Annotated in this window: 23 protein-coding genes and 1 pseudogene; 7 read left to right on the forward strand and 17 right to left on the reverse strand. The window is 29.6% G+C overall.

Annotated elements, in window-relative coordinates; genetic code table 11:
- From BM227_RS10905 to BM227_RS10930, 6 genes are all read right to left on the reverse strand, one after another.
- On the reverse strand, window positions 1-218 hold a 218-nt coding region (locus tag BM227_RS10905; protein ID WP_143089740.1), incomplete at its 3' end, for a transposase family protein.
- Window positions 219-341: 123 nt separating this feature from the next.
- On the reverse strand, window positions 342-1,307 hold the full coding sequence (locus BM227_RS10910; RefSeq protein ID WP_092913847.1) for a helix-turn-helix transcriptional regulator: 966 nt from the start codon (window positions 1,305-1,307) through the stop codon (window positions 342-344).
- A 121-nt stretch (window positions 1,308-1,428) separates the two neighbouring features.
- Window positions 1,429-2,208 carry a hypothetical protein gene (locus BM227_RS10915; RefSeq protein ID WP_092913849.1) on the reverse strand — a complete coding sequence of 260 codons (780 nt, stop codon included), beginning with the start codon at window positions 2,206-2,208 and terminating at the stop codon, window positions 1,429-1,431.
- A 21-nt stretch (window positions 2,209-2,229) separates the two neighbouring features.
- A complete protein-coding gene (locus BM227_RS10920) occupies window positions 2,230-3,057 on the reverse strand; it encodes an agmatine deiminase family protein (RefSeq protein WP_092913850.1) in 828 nt (275 codons plus the stop codon).
- Window positions 3,051-3,815: an ADP-ribosylglycohydrolase family protein gene (locus BM227_RS10925; RefSeq protein ID WP_177202049.1), complete on the reverse strand. Its 765-nt coding sequence runs from the start codon at window positions 3,813-3,815 to the stop codon at window positions 3,051-3,053. The genes BM227_RS10920 and BM227_RS10925 overlap by 7 nt, the downstream gene beginning before the upstream one ends.
- 5 nt (window positions 3,816-3,820) lie before the next feature.
- Window positions 3,821-4,432, reverse strand: a complete 612-nt coding sequence (locus BM227_RS10930; RefSeq protein ID WP_092913853.1) for a hypothetical protein — start codon at window positions 4,430-4,432, stop codon at window positions 3,821-3,823.
- A gap of 272 nt (window positions 4,433-4,704) precedes the next feature.
- Between BM227_RS10930 and BM227_RS10935 the strand changes: the two genes are divergently transcribed.
- Window positions 4,705-4,989 (forward strand): nucleotidyltransferase domain-containing protein, encoded by a 285-nt coding sequence (locus BM227_RS10935; protein ID WP_092913855.1) that lies wholly within the window; start codon window positions 4,705-4,707, stop codon window positions 4,987-4,989.
- Window positions 4,986-5,420 (forward strand): hypothetical protein, encoded by a 435-nt coding sequence (locus BM227_RS12940; RefSeq protein WP_218147951.1) that lies wholly within the window; start codon window positions 4,986-4,988, stop codon window positions 5,418-5,420. The genes BM227_RS10935 and BM227_RS12940 overlap by 4 nt, the downstream gene beginning before the upstream one ends.
- 21 nt (window positions 5,421-5,441) lie before the next feature.
- On the opposite strand, the gene BM227_RS10945 is transcribed toward BM227_RS12940, so the two are convergent.
- The 6 genes from BM227_RS10945 to BM227_RS10970 all read right to left on the reverse strand — a co-directional run bounded on the left by BM227_RS10945 (window position 5,442) and on the right by BM227_RS10970 (window position 9,822).
- Window positions 5,442-5,726, reverse strand: a complete 285-nt coding sequence (locus BM227_RS10945; protein ID WP_092913857.1) for a hypothetical protein — start codon at window positions 5,724-5,726, stop codon at window positions 5,442-5,444.
- A gap of 140 nt (window positions 5,727-5,866) precedes the next feature.
- A complete protein-coding gene (locus tag BM227_RS10950; protein ID WP_092913859.1) occupies window positions 5,867-6,997 on the reverse strand; it encodes an NAD(P)/FAD-dependent oxidoreductase in 1,131 nt (376 codons plus the stop codon).
- A gap of 97 nt (window positions 6,998-7,094) precedes the next feature.
- Window positions 7,095-7,310, reverse strand: coding sequence for a hypothetical protein (locus BM227_RS12805; protein ID WP_092913861.1), 216 nt, complete (start codon window positions 7,308-7,310; stop codon window positions 7,095-7,097).
- Window positions 7,307-8,164, reverse strand: coding sequence for a M90 family metallopeptidase (locus BM227_RS10960; RefSeq protein WP_092913863.1), 858 nt, complete (start codon window positions 8,162-8,164; stop codon window positions 7,307-7,309). The genes BM227_RS12805 and BM227_RS10960 overlap by 4 nt, the downstream gene beginning before the upstream one ends.
- Before the next feature lie 4 nt (window positions 8,165-8,168).
- Window positions 8,169-9,470, reverse strand: a complete 1,302-nt coding sequence (locus BM227_RS10965; RefSeq protein ID WP_092913864.1) for an APC family permease — start codon at window positions 9,468-9,470, stop codon at window positions 8,169-8,171.
- A 121-nt stretch (window positions 9,471-9,591) separates the two neighbouring features.
- The gene (locus tag BM227_RS10970; protein ID WP_245757061.1) at window positions 9,592-9,822 is read right to left on the reverse strand and encodes a helix-turn-helix domain-containing protein; all 231 of its coding nucleotides are present in this window, start codon (window positions 9,820-9,822) and stop codon (window positions 9,592-9,594) included.
- A gap of 108 nt (window positions 9,823-9,930) precedes the next feature.
- Between BM227_RS10970 and BM227_RS10975 the strand changes: the two genes are divergently transcribed.
- The 4 genes from BM227_RS10975 (at window position 9,931) to BM227_RS10985 (ending at window position 12,472) form a co-directional block, all read left to right on the forward strand.
- Window positions 9,931-10,326 carry a hypothetical protein gene (locus BM227_RS10975; RefSeq protein ID WP_092913868.1) on the forward strand — a complete coding sequence of 132 codons (396 nt, stop codon included), beginning with the start codon at window positions 9,931-9,933 and terminating at the stop codon, window positions 10,324-10,326.
- 568 nt (window positions 10,327-10,894) lie between these two features.
- Complete coding sequence (locus BM227_RS13250) at window positions 10,895-11,005, forward strand: hypothetical protein (RefSeq protein ID WP_281244328.1); 111 nt, start codon at window positions 10,895-10,897, stop codon at window positions 11,003-11,005.
- 41 nt (window positions 11,006-11,046) lie between these two features.
- Window positions 11,047-11,211: a hypothetical protein gene (locus BM227_RS13255; protein WP_281244329.1), complete on the forward strand. Its 165-nt coding sequence runs from the start codon at window positions 11,047-11,049 to the stop codon at window positions 11,209-11,211.
- Window positions 11,212-11,281: 70 nt separating this feature from the next.
- Complete coding sequence (locus BM227_RS10985) at window positions 11,282-12,472, forward strand: ATP-binding protein (protein WP_092913870.1); 1,191 nt, start codon at window positions 11,282-11,284, stop codon at window positions 12,470-12,472.
- A gap of 25 nt (window positions 12,473-12,497) precedes the next feature.
- Here the strand turns inward: BM227_RS10985 and BM227_RS10990 are convergent, their stop codons facing one another.
- On the reverse strand, window positions 12,498-12,779 hold the full coding sequence (locus tag BM227_RS10990) for a hypothetical protein (protein WP_092913872.1): 282 nt from the start codon (window positions 12,777-12,779) through the stop codon (window positions 12,498-12,500).
- A 135-nt stretch (window positions 12,780-12,914) separates the two neighbouring features.
- Between BM227_RS10990 and BM227_RS10995 the strand changes: the two genes are divergently transcribed.
- Window positions 12,915-14,255 carry an ATP-binding protein gene (locus BM227_RS10995; protein WP_092913873.1) on the forward strand — a complete coding sequence of 447 codons (1,341 nt, stop codon included), beginning with the start codon at window positions 12,915-12,917 and terminating at the stop codon, window positions 14,253-14,255.
- 154 nt (window positions 14,256-14,409) lie between these two features.
- On the opposite strand, the gene BM227_RS11000 is transcribed toward BM227_RS10995, so the two are convergent.
- From BM227_RS11000 to BM227_RS12810, 4 genes and pseudogenes are all read right to left on the reverse strand, one after another.
- Window positions 14,410-14,691, reverse strand: a complete 282-nt coding sequence (locus BM227_RS11000) for a hypothetical protein (RefSeq protein WP_092913875.1) — start codon at window positions 14,689-14,691, stop codon at window positions 14,410-14,412.
- Window positions 14,692-14,748: 57 nt separating this feature from the next.
- Window positions 14,749-15,993, reverse strand: coding sequence for an McrC family protein (locus BM227_RS11005; protein ID WP_092913877.1), 1,245 nt, complete (start codon window positions 15,991-15,993; stop codon window positions 14,749-14,751).
- Window positions 15,986-17,407, reverse strand: a complete 1,422-nt coding sequence (locus BM227_RS11010; protein ID WP_092913879.1) for an McrB family protein — start codon at window positions 17,405-17,407, stop codon at window positions 15,986-15,988. The genes BM227_RS11005 and BM227_RS11010 overlap by 8 nt, the downstream gene beginning before the upstream one ends.
- Window positions 17,404-17,720, reverse strand: a pseudogene (locus BM227_RS12810) (hypothetical protein); the annotation flags it as partial. The gene BM227_RS11010 and the pseudogene BM227_RS12810, both read right to left, overlap by 4 nt.

The following is a 17,720-nucleotide window of genomic DNA, read 5'->3' on the forward strand; positions in this document are numbered from 1 at the left end:
TTATCTTTTTCAAAAATATCTTTAAGTATCGGGTTTTCTTTATTATAAACCATCCACCCAAATATCTCTTTGAATTTTGTATTACCCTTTAGTAATGCAAATATCACCATAAATAGCACTTCTGCTAATGGATACTGTATCTTTCCTATATCTACTCTATAATCTGGTATTGTCTTTAACGATTCAAGCAATGCTTTTGCTTTTGTATATTGTTTCATTGTTGACCCCTCATTTTTTTGAGTCAACTCAAGCAAAAATCTTTCCAAAATCTTTTTTTTATAAATATTTAAAATTTCATCGGATTTGGCTGAAGCTTTTCAAATGCATTTAGATAATTTTGTTTAATTAGATAAATAAGATGTAAGGTCTTTTTTAATCATTTCATCTAGCCATAGTGGTTCTAAAACTCTTATATGAGGTAACCAGTACTTAATAATTGGAATAATCTCCATTTCATGTGTAATTTTAAGAACCACTTCTATACTTCCGTCACTATCTTCTCCTTCAATGCTTTGATTTTTACAGATTGGTTTAACTTTAAAATATTTTGCAACTTCATTAGAGATGAACAGTCTTACTTCAAAAGGTTTAGAGTTAGCATCAAACCAAACATTTACCGCATTTTTTACTCTCTCATCTAACTCATCTGAAACTATGAATGTTTCATCTTTTATTATGATATTTGAGATATTTCTTAAAAGATACTTTTTTACTATTTCGTTTCTTCCATCTATTGCTATTAAATACCAAAAACCTTCAAAGTTAGCAATTTTAAGGGGTTTTATCTCAATTTCATAGTTTTTATCAGCCATTTTATAGTTGCATTCAACAACTCTCTTTTGTTTAATGGCACTCTCTAACTTTGTAGTAATAAAAAGTTTGTCTCCAATATCTTCCATATCTAGTTTGGCATAAAATGGGTTATATGTTGTAGATTTAATCTTTTTTAGAAGTTTATGAGCTTTAGAGTAGAACTCCATCCCTTGCTTACTGCTCATCTCTTCAAGTAGTTCAATGACAGCAATCTCCTCTTTTGTAAAAGATGTTTCTACTTGTTCAAGCCATTTAAGACTAAAAGTGTCACCACTCTTTTTTATTGGGAATTCTATTAATCTTTCATTTACATCTCTTTGAATAGTTCGTAAATTAACACCAAACTCTACAGAAAGTTCTTTCATAGAGAGTAATTCACCGGCATAAAGGCGTGAAAGAATTTTAGCAATGCGTTCATTCGTTTTTGCGTAGCGTAACTCTCTGTCTTTTTTAGTAGTACGACCATATTTTTTTTCAATGAAGTTAGAGTTCATGTGTTTTTCCAATAGTAAAACTTAAGTCACTATTTTACATAAGTTTTATTAAAAAACTTGCTTAAATATGTGGGACTAAAGTCCCAGCCCCATTTGGGGATTGGACTTTAGTCCAATAGAATTATAGATTGGAATTTTGGTTCCATCCTTCTATATATTTTCTTAGTAATTCATCATTTTTAACTTGATCTATTGTCGCTTTTTCATTAGCAAACTTGTCACAAACTTTTGTCAAGTATGAGATAGCTTTTAGTTTTGACCTATCTTTTAAATTATTATATGTTGTAAAGTTCTCATCATTTTTTGCCTCTAAGTAGTCTAAACGCACGAATCTATATAGAGCTTTACAAAAAGTTTCATCAACTTCAGCATTTAGTCCTACTCTGACGGAGTGCAGTAGATCATACTTCTCTTTTGACTTATCTCTCTTTTTCAGGTAGATTTTGTCTTGACCTCTTAGCTTTCCAAAAAATTCCTGCAACTCTTTGTGATTTTTATCTTCTATTTTTAATTTTTCACTGATATACTCTTTAACTTTTGATGGACCAGATACAAAAGTATCACTATCTTTGATACCTCTTAACAATATACCGCCAAAAAATCTATTATTTCCAAATGTCAAATCGATCCCACCTCGCCCCTCAGCCTTTTTATGTACATAAAGATACCCACTGGTCACTTTTTGGAGTTTATCTAAATGGACATATAGATCAGCGTGATATTGACACTCAAAATAGTAAAACTCTATTTCAGTCAACTCAATCTCTAAAGAGTCAATTTTTAAAATAAAATTGTTCATTAAATCTTTAGCAGATTCATAAAAGATATGTTGAACATCTTTAACCTCTTTACCTACCAATCGACTTTGCAAGTTTTCAAACCACTTTTTACTTTGTTCCAATATTTGATCCTTTTGTCTGTTTTACTCTTTAATGCACCAAGTTGTACAGTTTAGCAACCCTCCAAGATAACCGATCTCATTGTAGTTTATAGTTTTTATATTTTTAGTTGGAAAGATAGTCTTAAACTGATCATACACTTTTTGATCTTCATCGTTTACCTCAAATATAGGTAACAATATAAAATCTCCCACTTCTAGATAATTTATATAGCACCCTATGGCATTTTCAGGATGTTTTCTGTCTTTATAAGTAAAAAATGGTATATCGATGCAATTAAGATTGTGCTTTTTTACTGCATTATTTATACTTTTAACTACATATTTATACTCTTTTTCTCTATTATTTACAATTATTGTATTTTCATCTACAAATCTTACCATACCATCACTGTGCCCTGTCATATCTGTATTGATTTGTGAGATTATAATAACCTCTGCTTCTAGTAGCTTTTCAATTTTATTAATCAGTTTAATCTTATTGTATTGTGGATTTTCATCAAAAACTCTATCTGTCATTATGATTTTAGTCGCACTTGCTACAACGTTTCCACCATCTAAATTTATATCTGAAAAAATAGCTTCTATATTATTTGTTTCACAAACTTCCTTAACATTGCTCTTTAAACCAGGGGAGTCTTTCAAATAGGAAGGCTCATATTTAAATTGAACAAACTTCTTTTCGTTAACCTGTATTGGCATATAGTCTCTGCACCAAATATCGTTTGTGTTTTCAATATATTTATAAGTTATTTGATTTTCATCAAATATATCTATTAATTTTCTATGTACGCTATAATTTTTTAAAAGCTTTGAGAGATAAACAACATTTGTATCACTACCATTTAACATTTTACATTTTCCCTATTTATTAGCTCATTAGGTAAAAAATCTTTTAAATCTATCTCTTTTGTTATATCCTTTTTATACCCCATAATAGCCCCATATATAGCACAGTTTGTATCTGTATCACCACCTTGCGAAACAATGTGTTTAAAAGCGGATATAAATTTTCTTTTACGCTTTTTCATTGCATCTATGACTATATGTAAAGAGTGAATTACCCAAGCTGTTTGACCATAATGCAATTTATTGCAGAGTTTCTTATATTCACTCTTTTCTATAGCTTTTAATCCATTTATAGCCAGATCAAGTGCTAGAGCATTAGCTAAAAAAATAGTCTCATTTTCATGGGTAATGGCTGAGTCGAGATTCATAAGTTCTACTGCCTCTTTAAAGCTATAACCATAATCAATTAGCTGTAAACCAAAAGGTATATTCCTCATTAAAGCACCATTTCCCTGAGAATCTTTGTCTGATTTACCTTCTACTAAAACTTCATTTGTATGAATTCCGATGCCATCTTTGAAACCGTCGTTTATAGCCCATTTTTTGTACTCATCTCTTAAAATATTGACTTCTAATTTTTTATACTTATGATAATGTTTTAGTAAAATTACTGCCATCTTTGTATCATCTGTTATGTTTGGAAATTTTGGTTTATTTGGTAATTTTCTTATTGAAAATCTGTCACCCATTAAACCATCCATCTCATAGTGACTGCCGTAACTATCTCCACACGCCAGAGCTAATAAAGATCTATTTATCATTGTTATCATCCTATTGTTACTATTGCTAAGCTTTCTCTAACCTCTCCATTTTCAATTCTTCTGCCGTTTGGATCAAATATATATGCTTTACCGTCGCAATGGTGATAAACATAGTTTACAATTTTACCCCACAATTGAAGTATGCCATTCGTTCTACTATAATGTTTAACAACCATTTGAGAGATCATTTGAAAAATCTCTTCATCTGATTTATAAGCAAACTCTTTAGGGTTGATCTTTATTCTTCTTTTTGGTTCGCAAAAAGCTAAGGCAAAAATTGGTTCACTCTTTCTTATAAAATTTGTGTTTACAAAAATGTAAGAGTTTTTATATTTATCTATCTCTTTTTTTAGTGCAATCTGCTTTTGAACCTCTTTATCTATCTCAGTTTCATCTATGCCAACTACATTACAAATTTTTTTTAAAAACTGTTTTGAATCATATTTGAAGTCATAAAAACCGCTCTCATATAACCAGGAGTAGAGATCATCATAACTTAAAAATTTGTCTATTGCTTTTATGCTATGTTTTGATGAGTTGTAGCCAAGTTGCTTTGCTACCTTTTCTTTTGAGAACTTTTCTACTCTTTCTTTTATTTCGTCGTAAATGTTTGGCATTTTGCATCCTTTTTTTGAATGGGTGAAACTATAAAAGGATTTTAGCTTATTGGAATGACAACATAGTGTCAAGTAAAAACTTTACAGAGAGGCAGAAGAAATTTTTAAAAAGAAAAATCAATGCAAAGTCTATGAAAAAGGTGGTCATAGATTTGAAAACCTTAAAGAAACAGCAGAAGATATTAAAAAGTTTATAAGATTTTTATTCGTAATATAAGACCTTACAAAGGTTTCTATTATAATTCATATAAATACAACAGCAGGTAAAGCTAATGCGAATTACAAAAGAGCAAATCGATCTCTTAAAAAGTGAGCTTCAAAAGTTGTCTAAAGAGGCTCGTTTATATCTCTTTGGTAGTCGTGTTAATGATGAAAAAAGAGGTGGAGATATAGATTTGCTTATTATTTCAGATAGCTTAACAAAAAAAGATATACGAAAATTAAGAATAGAGTTTTTCAAACATTTTGGAGAGCAAAAATTAGATATTGTCTTAGACAATAGTAAGTTGGAAAAACCATTTGTAAAACTAATATTGCCAAAGGCTGTACGCTTATGATAAAACAAAAATTTTTGCAAGATAAAGAACTCTTAATCAAACAGTTAAGATGGATAGAAATTTCTTATGAAGAGTGTAAAAAGATTGGAATAAAAGATAACTATACCATAGATGAGTTTGGAAAATTTGAAACTTTATGTAGTAGATATAGCAGAGGAATAGATTTTTTAATAAGAAAAATTTTTAGAACGATCGATGCATACGAATTTGAGAATCAAGGCACACTTATAGATGTGGTAAATAGTGCCCATAAAAGGGGTCTGATTGATAATATAGATGAACTTAGAATTATGAAAGATATTAAAAATACCATAGTTTACGAATATATTGAAGATGAACTTGTAGATGTATTTGAAGAGGTTTTGAAATATTGTGAAGTATTAATTAAAATTATAAAAAATACATTGGGTTATATGGAGAATATGAAATAGTTCCCAGTATTGGGAACTATTTTATGCATCGACTTCTATTACTTTTACCTCTTGCAGAGGATAAGCCCTAAGCCGTTTAAAAAACTCTTCTTTATCTAGGATTTCGCCATTTTCATTACTTTCACACTCATCACAATAGATCTCTAACTCATCGCCAAGATCAGCACTCAATTCAAAAAAGTATTTTTCGTTAAAGATGACATAGCAACTATAACCACCACAACAAGCCTTTTTGTAAATCTCTTTTAATTCATCTTCATTAAATACCTCAAAAAACTTTGGATGAAACAGCTCTTTTAGATCCATTGCTCAACCTTTTGGAATTTTTTATATAAAGAATTATTTCATTCTATTCTGACAACGTTTTGTCGTAATTTTAATATCAATAAAGAATTGGGTTTATACTTTGAATGTATGTACAAAAAAGAGTTTTTTCAAAATAAAGATCAAGACGAATTTGTTTTTAGTTTTAATGGTATTTTGTAAAACTGCTCTATTGCTTTTTTCCCTAAGTAAGCTAAAATACCATCTATTTTTATAAAAGAAGTAATTGCAATAGCAAACTTTCCTCCAAGAGCAATAGCTAAACCATAAATTTTAATATCTGCTTTTATTAAAGGTTTTTGTTTTATTAGTCTAATGATATTTTTAGCAGCTAAGACTCCACTTTGTTCTGCAGTTTGAGCAGTTTGAGGAAGAGGATTATTGTTTTTATCTTTTAAAATTGTACAATCACCGATTGCAAATATATTGTCACTCACTCTTAGATACTCATCTACAACTAAAAATTTATTCTCTTTTTTGAACTCAAGATTATTAATAAATTCATTTGTATCTATTCCTGTTGCAACTACTCCAAAATCATATTTGATAATATGATCTTCTAAATAAATTTTATTATTTTCTATTTTATTAACAGATTTATGAATTATATCAATACCTAAATCTTTTAATATTTTAAATACTTCTTCTTTTGAACTCTCATCTAGCTCTGATAGAAACATATCAGCAATTAGTGTAACATTGATGTTTTCATAAACTTTGGATTGATTAATATAGTTTTTAATTTCTGCTGCTATTTCAACACCACTTGAACCGCCTCCTATTACAACTATATTTGAGTTTTTTGAAATAGCATTTAAATGTTGCCATAGAGTATTTTCAAACGATTGCTTTAAATGAATTGCATTTGATAAATTTTTTACTTCATAAAAATTTTTATCTTTAAAAATTGGAGGAACTTTAGTAATACTTCCAACACCTATTATTAAATAATCAAATTCATATTTACCATTTTTACAAATAAGTGTATTATCTTGAATATTGACTGCGTCATCTTGAATAAAGTTAAAGTTTTTATTTATACCTTTAATAAGTTCATTAAGTGATATTGTAATATCATTTAGAGATATATTTAAAGCTACAAAGTTATAGCTCTCTGTTTGTAAATAGTGGTATAAATTTTTATCAATTAAAGTTACATCAATGTTATCACTTTCATTTGCTAATGTTTCAATAGCTTTTATTCCTCCATATCCCCCACCTAAAACAATAATTTTTTTCTTATTGATTGACATTTTTAACTTCCTTCTGTTGATGCATAATATAATGCTTATATTTTTATTAGAAAGATATAAAATTAGTAAAATTGTCTACCAAAGACTGTTAATTGCATTAAACTTTAATTAGTTTTATGAAATCTTTAATAGCTAAAATAAATGAGAATAACCATAGAATGTTCAATATATCATTAGATGGATAATCTAATACAAAATAGAGAATAGGTAGACCGATTAAAATAGGCCATTTCATATAGTAAAAAAAGATTATACCAGCACCATAAATATGACGCAGTTCACGTATTAAAATATGTTTTATATCTTTCTTCAATTTAAGTTGCTCCTGTTATTTATTAAAATGTTTGATATTGGATCAATACCGTAAAAATCTTTAAGCTCATTGTAGAGTTCTGGGAACTTTTTTTTCAATATGTTTGGAGACTCAAAAAAACGTTCTGTAATTACAGCAAAAAACTCTGCTTTGTTTGTTACTGCATATTCACCAAGGAATTTATATTTTCCAATATCTTTTTTTCCTATAAATGCTTGAGACATCTTTTGAAAATCTTTGTAAATAATGGAAACCCATTCGTAATATTTTGAGCTTTCTAAAGGTGGAATACCATCTGCTGCACCATTCATAAAGTCAATTTCATGAGCAAACTCATGAATTATGACATTGTTGTAACTATGATGATACGCTTCTCTTTTTGCATTATTCCAGATGATCACGACTGTATCTCCTGTAGATTGTCCGTCGATGAGTAATTTCTCTTTTGTATAAATACCGCTATTATTATGCATATTTTCTATGGCAACAGTAGTAGGATAGATGATAACTGTTTTGAGTTGCTGATAACAGCCACCAAGTTTTGATTTAAATAGTAGCAAACAGGCGTGAAAGGCAATAACAACCTTCATCTCTTCTGTAACCTTAAGTTGCACACCAAGAAACTCTTTTGTATAGATAAACTCTAAAATAGTGCGTTCTATACGCTCTTTGTCCTCTTTTGGAAGATTACGATAAAGCTCTATTCGACGAAGATATTCTCGATACTTTTGATCAAAAGGTAAAGAGCGTATATGTTGCAGCTTTTTAGACTCTTTAATTTTTAAGAAAAAGTAGAAACCAAATCCCAGTAGCCCAAAACTGCTGAAAATAAAAAGCAGTGCCAGATTGTACACTACTTTACTCTTCCGATGATATAAATTGTTTGGTTATTTTTCTTTGTGTAAAAAGTTGCAAAGCAACTTCTACAGCAAATGCCAGAAAAAATACTATGGTTACATAAAGAGTGAAGTGTGCTGTATGTTGTGAAGAGTAGTAGATTGCAAATCCTGCAGCTCCAAATGTTCCAATAACTGCTAAAATAACGATAACTGGGTTAGCCCCTGTCTCTTTTAGTTTTAAAAGATGCCCTGCATGAGTTAATCCCTGTATAAGAAGTACCGTTACTGCTGCAATAGATGCTATAGTACCAAGATTTAGAAAAAGGATCATAGGAACAATCAAAAGTGCAGAAATAATAAGACCTTCACTGTTATGGAAAATATTATGCTCATAAATTTTTGGCAACTCTCCATTTTTTGCTAAAACATAACTAATTTGTGTTACAGAATAGAGTGTAGCATTAATAGCCGAAGCAGTCGCAAAAAGTGCTGTAGCAGCAATTATTTTAAAACCAAGTGTACCAAATGCTGGCTTGGCAGCTTCTGCAAGTGCAAAGTCTTGTGATTTAATGATCTCATTAAGTGTTAAATTGCCAAAAACAGCAATGGTAATAGCAATGTACAGAATAGTTACAATGATAATTGCTGTTATCATAGAAAAAAGCATCACTTTTTTGGGATTCTCCATATCCTCAATGGAGTTTGTAATAACACTAAATCCCTGATAGGCAAAAAATGTTAGTCCAAGCGTATAGAAGATATTTATGCTTGATGTTGTATGACTTGAAAGAAGTTTAGAGGGGTCAATATATACAAGTGCTGCAACAGTAAAAATAATCAAAACAGAGACTTTGATCAACACTATGAGTGACTCAGACTTTGCAACCATTGATGCGCCAATCAGGTTGATCAAGACAAAAAATCCAAGAATACCTAATGCAAAAAGATTTGTCCAAAACAGACTTTCTTCACTTGATATGTAAGTTGCGGCATATGTCCCAAATGACTTACTTACAGCTGCAAGTGCAACTAACTGGGCAAAATAAAAAAGTACTCCAAGGCTTCCAGAGAAGTATCCTTCTTTGTAGCTTTGAACCAGATATTCGATGATTCCTCCGCGGCTTGGGTAGGTAATAGCAAGTTTTGCTAGTGAATAGCCACATAGCAGAGCAATGATGCCTGCAATTAGAAATGAGAATATAACAAGCTTGCCAGCAATTGCACCAGCTTCTCCGATAACAATAAATATGCCTGCACCTACCATAGAGCCAATGCCAAGAAATATAGCACTCCAAAAACCAAATGCTTTTTTCTTAGTCATTTTGCATCTTATTGTAATTTTGTTTGATGAAGTAAAATAAAGTTATTTTTTTGGAAAAAGTTTCAATCATTTTTAATATCTTTTTTTATTGTAGTTTTTTATGGGATGAATATAAAAATATTTACCTAATTGAGATATTTTTAAAAAATTCACAAATATCAACTTCTAAGACATCTGCAATTTTCATCAAATGTTCAATATTAAAATGCTTACCATTTATACAAAGTTCAGCCATAGATACAACACCAACAGCTTTGTGTCCTATAGCCATTGCAAGAGAAAGTTGTGAAATATTTTTTTCTTTGCGAATTTTTTTTACATTTTTTCCTATTTGTTTGTAGATCTCTGTCATTTTTTCTTTATCTATTGAAGTTGAACGCATATATCTACCTATAGTTAAACTAACTAAAAGTGTATATGTGCTATAAATTTTTATCAACTAACTATAGGTAGGCAATAAATGGAAAATATTACGGATATTTTTGAACAATTTGATGAAGTTGTTGAGAAAAATGGACTAGAAGCATTATTGCCACAAAATTTACCTGATGCAATCTTTTATAGAATGTTAAAAGAAGCTGATGCTATTGATAATGGTAAAACTGAAGAAACACCATTATTAATATTGTTTGCAACTGTGTTACAACTTTCCAGTGGGATGAGGTTTAAACCAGGTATACAAATACAAATTGAACCAGATGAATTAATGCAGAATTTTAGTTTGTATATTACAACATTAAGGTTTGAAGATTCACGAAGAAAAGGTGATATTATAATTGATGATAAATCTTTTCCTACAGTTCAAAACATTTTTGATGGTAATAAAATAATAAGTATTAAACCACTAGTAGATTAATATTTACAATTATTAAATAAATTAATATTATATGAGTTGATTTTGTTATACATTTAGTGCTGGTATTACAGATACAGTAGAGAGTGGTTATAACGCAGATGAAAAGCTTTATAAAGCTAAAAATACAGGTCGTAATAAAATAATCTATTAATTTTTAAGAAAAAAAGCTTAAACTTCCTATAAGATATACTTTTTTACTTCTCGCTAAAAGCGGCTTTACTGATGATTCTTTGAAAAGCATGTTAAGAGCATAAAAATATTCTGTATAAATTATAAAACACATTTTGCAAGAGGGTAAAAATAGACTTATAGAAAAGTTTGGAAAAGAGTATGGTACTTACTTTTCCATTCTTAGTTTAATAGCAAGTTCAAAAACAAGTAGAAGCAAAATAGAGTCTATTTTAGAAAGAAACATATCTGGTCATTTGGCATGCTTAGAAAATGACTACCACATCATCAAAAGCATAAAACCCATAGGTTCAAAAAAAACTCAAAAACTCAAAAGTATGAGATTTCAGATAACTTTTTAGCTTTTTGGTTTAGATTTATTTACAAGTACCAATCGCTCATAGAAGCATCAAACTTTACTAGACTTAAAGAGATCATAAAGAGAGATTTTTCTACTTTTCAGGGGAAGATATTGGAAAAACTCTTTATTGAATTTTTAAAAGATAAGTAGACTGGGAAAGAGGTAATAAAAATGAGATAGACATAGTAGCCATTGACGAGATAGACAAAAACATTCTTTTTTGTGAAGTCAAGCTAAGTTCAAAAAGATTGAATCAAAATGAACTTATCTTAAAATCAAAAAAGCTTTTAGACAAGTATAAAGGGCACAATAGCGAATATTTATTGCTTAGTGTTGATGATATAGATAAAATTTAAGTTATAAGCATCTATTAATAGATAAAACTATATTATTTTGCTTAATACACAAAGCAAAAAAGGATTAAAATTGCTTAATAAACTATTTGAAAAGTCGAATAAAATATTAAAGTTGCAAAATTATAGATATAAACGATATTTTTATAACACTATTGATTTTAGTGATAAACTCATAGGAATACTTGGAAGTAGAGGTGTTGGAAAGACTACAGTTATAATCCAGTACTTAAATTTACTCAAAATACCAAAGCACAAAAAACTATATTTTAGTGCCGATAGCATAATTGCAAGTGCATCTTCGCTGTATGATATAGCAGATGATTTTAGTAAAAGTGGCGGAAAGGTATTGGCTATCGATGAAATACATAAATATAGGGATTTTGAAAGAGAGTTAAAAGAGATATATGATTTTTTGGATCTGCAAGTGATATTTAGCGGAAGTAGTGCTTTGCAGTTGGAACATAAAAAAGCAGATCTAAGCAGAAGAGCAGTTTTATATAGAGTTAAAGGCTTATCATTTAGAGAGTTTTTAGAGTTGAAATTAGATATAACTTTCCCAATATTTACACTTGATAATATTTTAAATAATCATATAGATATAGTTGATGAGATATTAGATAGAATAAAACCGTTTGAGTATTTTAAAGAGTATTTACAATCAGGATATTTTCCATACTATTTTGAAAATCCAAACACATATACCTTTAAGCTTGAAGAGAGTATCAATACAGTCATAGAAGCAGATTTACCAATAATATTTAATATCGAACCGCAAAATATTCAAAAATTAAAACAACTTGTAAGTTTAGTATGCCAAAGCAAACCTTATGAGCTAAATATTACAAATCTATCTAAAAAAATTGGTATAAATAGAAATACGCTTTATCAATATATATACTATTTAAATATGGGTAATATATTTTATTCACTAAAAGCGAAATCAAAAGGGGATAATATCTTTAGCAAACCTCAAAAATTATATTTAAACAATCCAAACTTCAGTTTTGTCTATTGTCAGACTAATGATGTCGGTACAATTAGGGAGCAGTTTTTTTTAAATATGCTAAGTGTTGACCATAATCTATCTTACCCACAAAAAGGCGATTTTTTAGTAGATGATACTTACACTTTTGAAATAGGCGGTAAAGATAAAAGCTTTAAACAGATAAAAGATATAGATAATAGTTATGTAGTAGCTGATGATATTGAAGTTGGATTTGGCAATAAAATCCCCCTTTGGTTATTTGGGTTTTTGTATTGACTTTATTGATGCCTCTTCTTGATATTTAATCTAATTCAACTACTTTTCCATCTCTTGGGGGATAAGCCCTAAGACGCTTTAAAAACTCATATTTATCTATGACTTCGCCTTTGTTGTAAGTTGTACACTCGTCACAATAGATCTCTAACTCGTCGTCAATATCTGCACTCAATTCAAAAAAATATTTCTGATTAAAGATGACATAGCACTCTTCGGTACCGCAAAAAGACCTCTCATATATCTCTTTCAACTCATCTTCATTAAATACTTCAAAAAACTTGGGATGAAACAACTCTTTTAGATCCATTCTTAACCTTTCGGAAATTTTTCAAAAGAATTATGCCATTTCATCATGACAACGTTGTGTCAATACCATAAAAATATTTTAGTTTTTGATAATCTTGGTTATAATAACACACGTTATCATAATTCAGGAAGCAGAATGAAAAAGTTTTACAATAGAGAAAAAGAGTTAGAACTGTTAGCTAAGGCTGACAGACTAAAGTCAAAACACTCTGTTATGACCATGCTGATAGGAAGAAGAGTTGGCAAGACGGCTCTTACTTTGCAAAACTATACAAAAGATAAAAAGATATATCTCTTTGTATCAAAAAAAGATGAACATCTTTTGTGTGAAGAGTTTCTTGAAGAGTTGAGTTTGCAGTTAGATACCAAAATATTTGGTACTATTTATAGATTTGAAAAACTTTTTGAGTATATTTTAGAGCTTGGAACAACTCACTCTTTTACGCTTATAATAGATGAGTTTCAAGAGCTTGGCAAAATAAACCCCTCTATATATTCATCTATTCAGAAACTTTGGGATCTCTATAAATATAAAACACATATCCATTTAATAGCCTGTGGATCAATTTATAGTTTGATGAAAAAGATATATGAAGATACAAATGAACCACTTTTTGGAAGGGCTGATTTTAAGATCGATTTACAACCTTTTAAAGTGAAAGTTTTAAAAGAGATTTTAGAAGACAATAGAGCATATTCAAATAAAAATTTGCTTGATTTTTACACACTAACAGGCGGTGTAGCAAAATATACTGAAGTTTTTGTACTTTATGAAGCATTTGATTTTGAGAGAATGTGTGATGCTATTTGTGATGAAAATTCACTCTTTTTGCAAGAGGGTAAAAATAGGCTCATAGAAGAGTTTGGAAAAGAGTATGGTACTTACTTTTCCATTCTTAGTTTAATAGCAAGTTCAAAAACCAGTAGAAGCGAAATAGAGTCAATTTTAGAAAGAAACATATCTGGTCACTTGGCACGCTTAGAAAATGATTACCACATTATCAAGAGCATAAAACCCATAGGCTCAAAAATAAACTCAAAAGTGCAAAAGTATGAGATTTCAGATAACTTTTTAGCTTTTTGGTTTAGATTTATCTACAAATACCAATCGCTCATAGAGGCATCAAACTTCACTAGACTTAAAGAGATCATAAAGAGAGATTTTTCTACTTTTCAGGGTAAGATATTGGAAAAACTCTTTATTGAACTTCTAAAAGATAAGCAAATCTATACAACTATCGGATCATACTGGGAAAGAGGCAATAAAAATGAGATAGACATAGTAGCCATCGACGAGATAGACAAAACCATTCTTTTTTGCGAAGTCAAGCTAAATCCAAAAAGATTGAATCAAAATGAACTTATCTTAAAATCAAAAAAGCTTTTAGACAAATATAAAGGATTCAAGAGTGAATATTTACTGCTTAGTGTTGATGATATTGATAAACTAAGCAATATGACAAACTTTCGTTTTTGAATTATAATAATTAAAAAACGAAAGTTTTAGAGACCCTTCAAAGAAAGGCAAAAAATCTTAAACTTCCGATAAAAAGATATATACTTTTCTCTAAAAGTGGCTTTACTGATGAGCTTTTGAAAAGGGATGATGTTTTGTTGGTAGATTCAATCACTTAATCTACTTCAACCACTTTTCCATCCCGCGGTGGATAAGCCCTAAGACGCTTTAAAAACTCATCTTTATCTATGACTTCGCCTTTGTCGTAAGTTTCACACTCATCACAATAGATCTCTAACTCATCACCAAGATCAGCACTCAATTCAAAAAAATATTTCTGATTAAAGATGACATAGCACTCTTCAGTAGCGCAAAAAGCCCTCTCATAGATCTCTTTCAACTCATCTTCACTAAATACTTCAAAAAACTTGGGATGAAACAGCCCTTTTAGATCCATTCTTAACCTTTCATAATTTTTTAGTTAAAAGAATTATGCCGTTTCATCATGACAACATTATGTCAAGTTTTCAAAATTTTCATAAAACTCAATATTATTTTTATCAATTAGATCAAAAAATAGTATCTGCAAGTTAAGTTCATTCTTAAATTTATAACAATAATTATTTTTTATATCTTTATCTTTTGGATAGATCAAAAAGAGTTTTTTGCAGTTTTTATATTTTGTACCGTATGCATAGAGTTGGTACATATCTGCTTGGCTTATGCCATTGTTGGTTTTCTCTTCACTTAAAATCTTCCATTTTGTATCGGCTATGATCATATCTTCTTTATCTTTATTGATCACAATGTCTGGTTTTAGTGTAAAAGTTTTTGGATCTTCAACTAAATATTTGCCTCTATCTTGCAAACTAACATCAAGACCAGATCTTTTTAAATAGTCTCCTACATAGCTTTCAAATAACAGATTCATATCGAAAAGAAGTGCAAAGGCTACATCATCTCCCTTGTAAGGACTAAAACTGTTGCCAAGCAGAAATGTTTTGCACCATAAAAGCACCTGTTCGTAATCTTTCATCTGTCTGTTTAGCTTCACTTTTGCAAAATCGGTTTTAATGTGATGCGACACTCCAACATCATCAAAGACAAATAGAAACTCTCTAATTCTTTGCTGGTTTCTATTTGATCTCGATTTTTTATAAAGGTAGCGGAGAGTTGTTTTAATGAGTCTATTCTCTACCCGATCACTAATAAACTCATCATACTCAACGAAAAATCTCTCTTTGTGAATGAAGTTTTTTTTGATCTGCTCACCGATCTTTAGTTTGCCTTTTAGAAATCTTAGATTCTCCTCTTTTAAAATGTAGTCACTCTTAATGCCCCTTTTTAAAAGGTGGCTCAATTCATCTAAAAACATTGATATAAAGATCTCCAAAAGCGGCATTTTGCACTTTTTTAGATGAGCCATATTAAAGTTTTTAAAAGGGGAGTTTTTGAGTGTTTTGAGCATTCTTAAAAGGATCTCTTTTAACTCTTCATCTTCTAAATCAGATATTTTTGGAAGTATCTCTATGGTTGTGCCATCCTTTATTTGGATGACACCTACATAGTTTTGAGCTTGTAAAAACTTATGATGTCTATTTTGTCCTATTTTAAGATATTGCACACTGTCGCTATTTTTAAGTATAAAACTTTCTATCTGCTCAAAGGTTGTTTTATTTACAGCTATTTTAGTTTTGTCTAAGTCTTTTTCTCCTATGAAAATATAGCCGTACTCTTTAAGCGTTATGTGTTTATGCATCGTTTTGGCTCTCTTTTGTTAATGGATAATTGCCATAGATCTTAATGTAAGCCTCTTTTTTAAAGTTTGAGTTTATATTGTACTCGATACCATCGTTATCTATGTCAGGATGATCAAAACCTAAAATATCTTTCTCTTTTACATCTTTGTTTTGTATAAATTGATAATCACTAATGTTAGTGATATTAGTCTTCTTTTTAAATTGTTCTGGATGATCGCCTAAAACGATCTGTATCTTCTCCCAATCATCATAAAAATACTCTTGGAGTAGGGGGATGATTTTGTTTTTGAAGATATTATCTAATTCATTCTTTTTATCATTTTTAGTATCTTTCAAACACATAAAATAGGCGTGACCTATAGTGTGATCTCGATCGTAAAGATACTCTATTCTTTGGTTTATTTTCTTTAAAAGCAGACGAATATTTATGCCTTCTATTTTTAGATCATTTTCTTGTTCGTCGTCAGAGTTATAGTCTTTTATTTTTTGATCATCACTTGACAATACAGATAAATCTGGCATCATCTCTTCAAAATCAAATCTTCGTCTAAGTGCAGTGTCAATGAGTGCAATGCTTCTGTCGGCTGTGTTCATAGTGCCTAAGATGTAAAGATTTTGCGGTACTCCAAATGGCTCTTCACTATCTCCACTATAAGGAAGTTTAACTCTAATCTCTTCATCTGCACCTAATCGCTTGGACGGTTCAATGAGAGTTATGAGTTCACCAAAGATTTTGGAGATATTTCCTCTGTTTATTTCGTCGATGATGAGGATGTAGTTTTTTAATTCTTCTGAATTTTCATAATAATTTTTATGTTGTTTATTTTTAAACTTTTCGATAGCTTCAAATAGTAAAAAGTAATATATTGCATTACCATGTCTTTTATTTTTTGATTCAAATTTTGGTTTTATATCATCTGCTGTTTCTATCTCTTTATCTATAAATTTCTTTAAATCTCTTTCGATTATATCTTTTGTTAATCTTTGATCACTTTTTACGCTTCCCCCAAGTGTAAAAGATACAAAATCACCGTGTTTATTTTTATTAATACTTTTAATTGTTACTTTTTGATTTAAAAAATATTCATTACCATTGTTCAAAGTATCTTCAACATCATTTAAAAAGTCATACAATAATTCTTGAAACTTAAAAGTTTGTTCTTTTTGGCTATCTTCGAAGTTTATTTTTGCTCTTTCTGCAAGTTCTTTAAAAATACCACTTTTAACTTCATATTTTATATCACTATCTTCATCTGTTTCTGCTTTCAATCCTTCAATAAACTCTTCATATCCATAACTTTGATGAAAAGTTACAAACTCTATTTGACCTTGCTCTTTATAGTACTCAAAAGCAGTTTTTAGATCTTTTCTATCCTCTTTTGTGTGATAGCCCATTCCAACCCTAATATTCATTTAATAAGTCCATACTTGATTCTTGTCATACAAATAAGTGTTAAAGCTTCTGTAAGATCATATGTTGTTTCAACAATTTTTCTACCAATATTTTCAACTTTATTCAAATGTAAAATATTGATAACGAAGCTTCTAAGAATAGATAATGCAAAAGCACCTTTATTGACTTTGCATTTATCTTCATTTAATGCAGTATCTTTGTAAAAGTGCATTGTTTCAACACTCCATTCATAAAGAATTTTTGTTAAAAAAGTTTTTGCATCATTATACTCATTTGATATATAGTAGTGTGTTGTAGTCTCTTGATTGTCAA

Source organism: Hydrogenimonas thermophila (genome assembly GCF_900115615.1).
GTDB lineage: Bacteria > Campylobacterota > Campylobacteria > Campylobacterales > Hydrogenimonadaceae > Hydrogenimonas > Hydrogenimonas thermophila.

Coding starts and splice junctions, on each gene's coding strand:
- BM227_RS10910 (WP_092913847.1), bottom strand. CDS start 1,307: ATGAACTCTAACTTCATTGAAAAAAAATATGGTCGTACTACTAAAAAA.
- BM227_RS10920 (WP_092913850.1), bottom strand. CDS start 3,057: ATGTTAAATGGTAGTGATACAAATGTTGTTTATCTCTCAAAGCTTTTA.
- BM227_RS10925 (WP_177202049.1), bottom strand. CDS start 3,815: ATGATAAATAGATCTTTATTAGCTCTGGCGTGTGGAGATAGTTACGGC.
- BM227_RS10930 (WP_092913853.1), bottom strand. CDS start 4,432: ATGCCAAACATTTACGACGAAATAAAAGAAAGAGTAGAAAAGTTCTCA.
- BM227_RS10935 (WP_092913855.1), top strand. CDS start 4,705: ATGCGAATTACAAAAGAGCAAATCGATCTCTTAAAAAGTGAGCTTCAA.
- BM227_RS12940 (WP_218147951.1), top strand. CDS start 4,986: ATGATAAAACAAAAATTTTTGCAAGATAAAGAACTCTTAATCAAACAG.
- BM227_RS10945 (WP_092913857.1), bottom strand. CDS start 5,726: ATGGATCTAAAAGAGCTGTTTCATCCAAAGTTTTTTGAGGTATTTAAT.
- BM227_RS10950 (WP_092913859.1), bottom strand. CDS start 6,997: ATGTCAATCAATAAGAAAAAAATTATTGTTTTAGGTGGGGGATATGGA.
- BM227_RS10965 (WP_092913864.1), bottom strand. CDS start 9,470: ATGACTAAGAAAAAAGCATTTGGTTTTTGGAGTGCTATATTTCTTGGC.
- BM227_RS10970 (WP_245757061.1), bottom strand. CDS start 9,822: ATGACAGAGATCTACAAACAAATAGGAAAAAATGTAAAAAAAATTCGC.
- BM227_RS10975 (WP_092913868.1), top strand. CDS start 9,931: ATGGAAAATATTACGGATATTTTTGAACAATTTGATGAAGTTGTTGAG.
- BM227_RS10990 (WP_092913872.1), bottom strand. CDS start 12,779: ATGGATCTAAAAGAGTTGTTTCATCCCAAGTTTTTTGAAGTATTTAAT.
- BM227_RS10995 (WP_092913873.1), top strand. CDS start 12,915: ATGAAAAAGTTTTACAATAGAGAAAAAGAGTTAGAACTGTTAGCTAAG.
- BM227_RS11000 (WP_092913875.1), bottom strand. CDS start 14,691: ATGGATCTAAAAGGGCTGTTTCATCCCAAGTTTTTTGAAGTATTTAGT.
- BM227_RS11005 (WP_092913877.1), bottom strand. CDS start 15,993: ATGCATAAACACATAACGCTTAAAGAGTACGGCTATATTTTCATAGGA.
- BM227_RS11010 (WP_092913879.1), bottom strand. CDS start 17,407: ATGAATATTAGGGTTGGAATGGGCTATCACACAAAAGAGGATAGAAAA.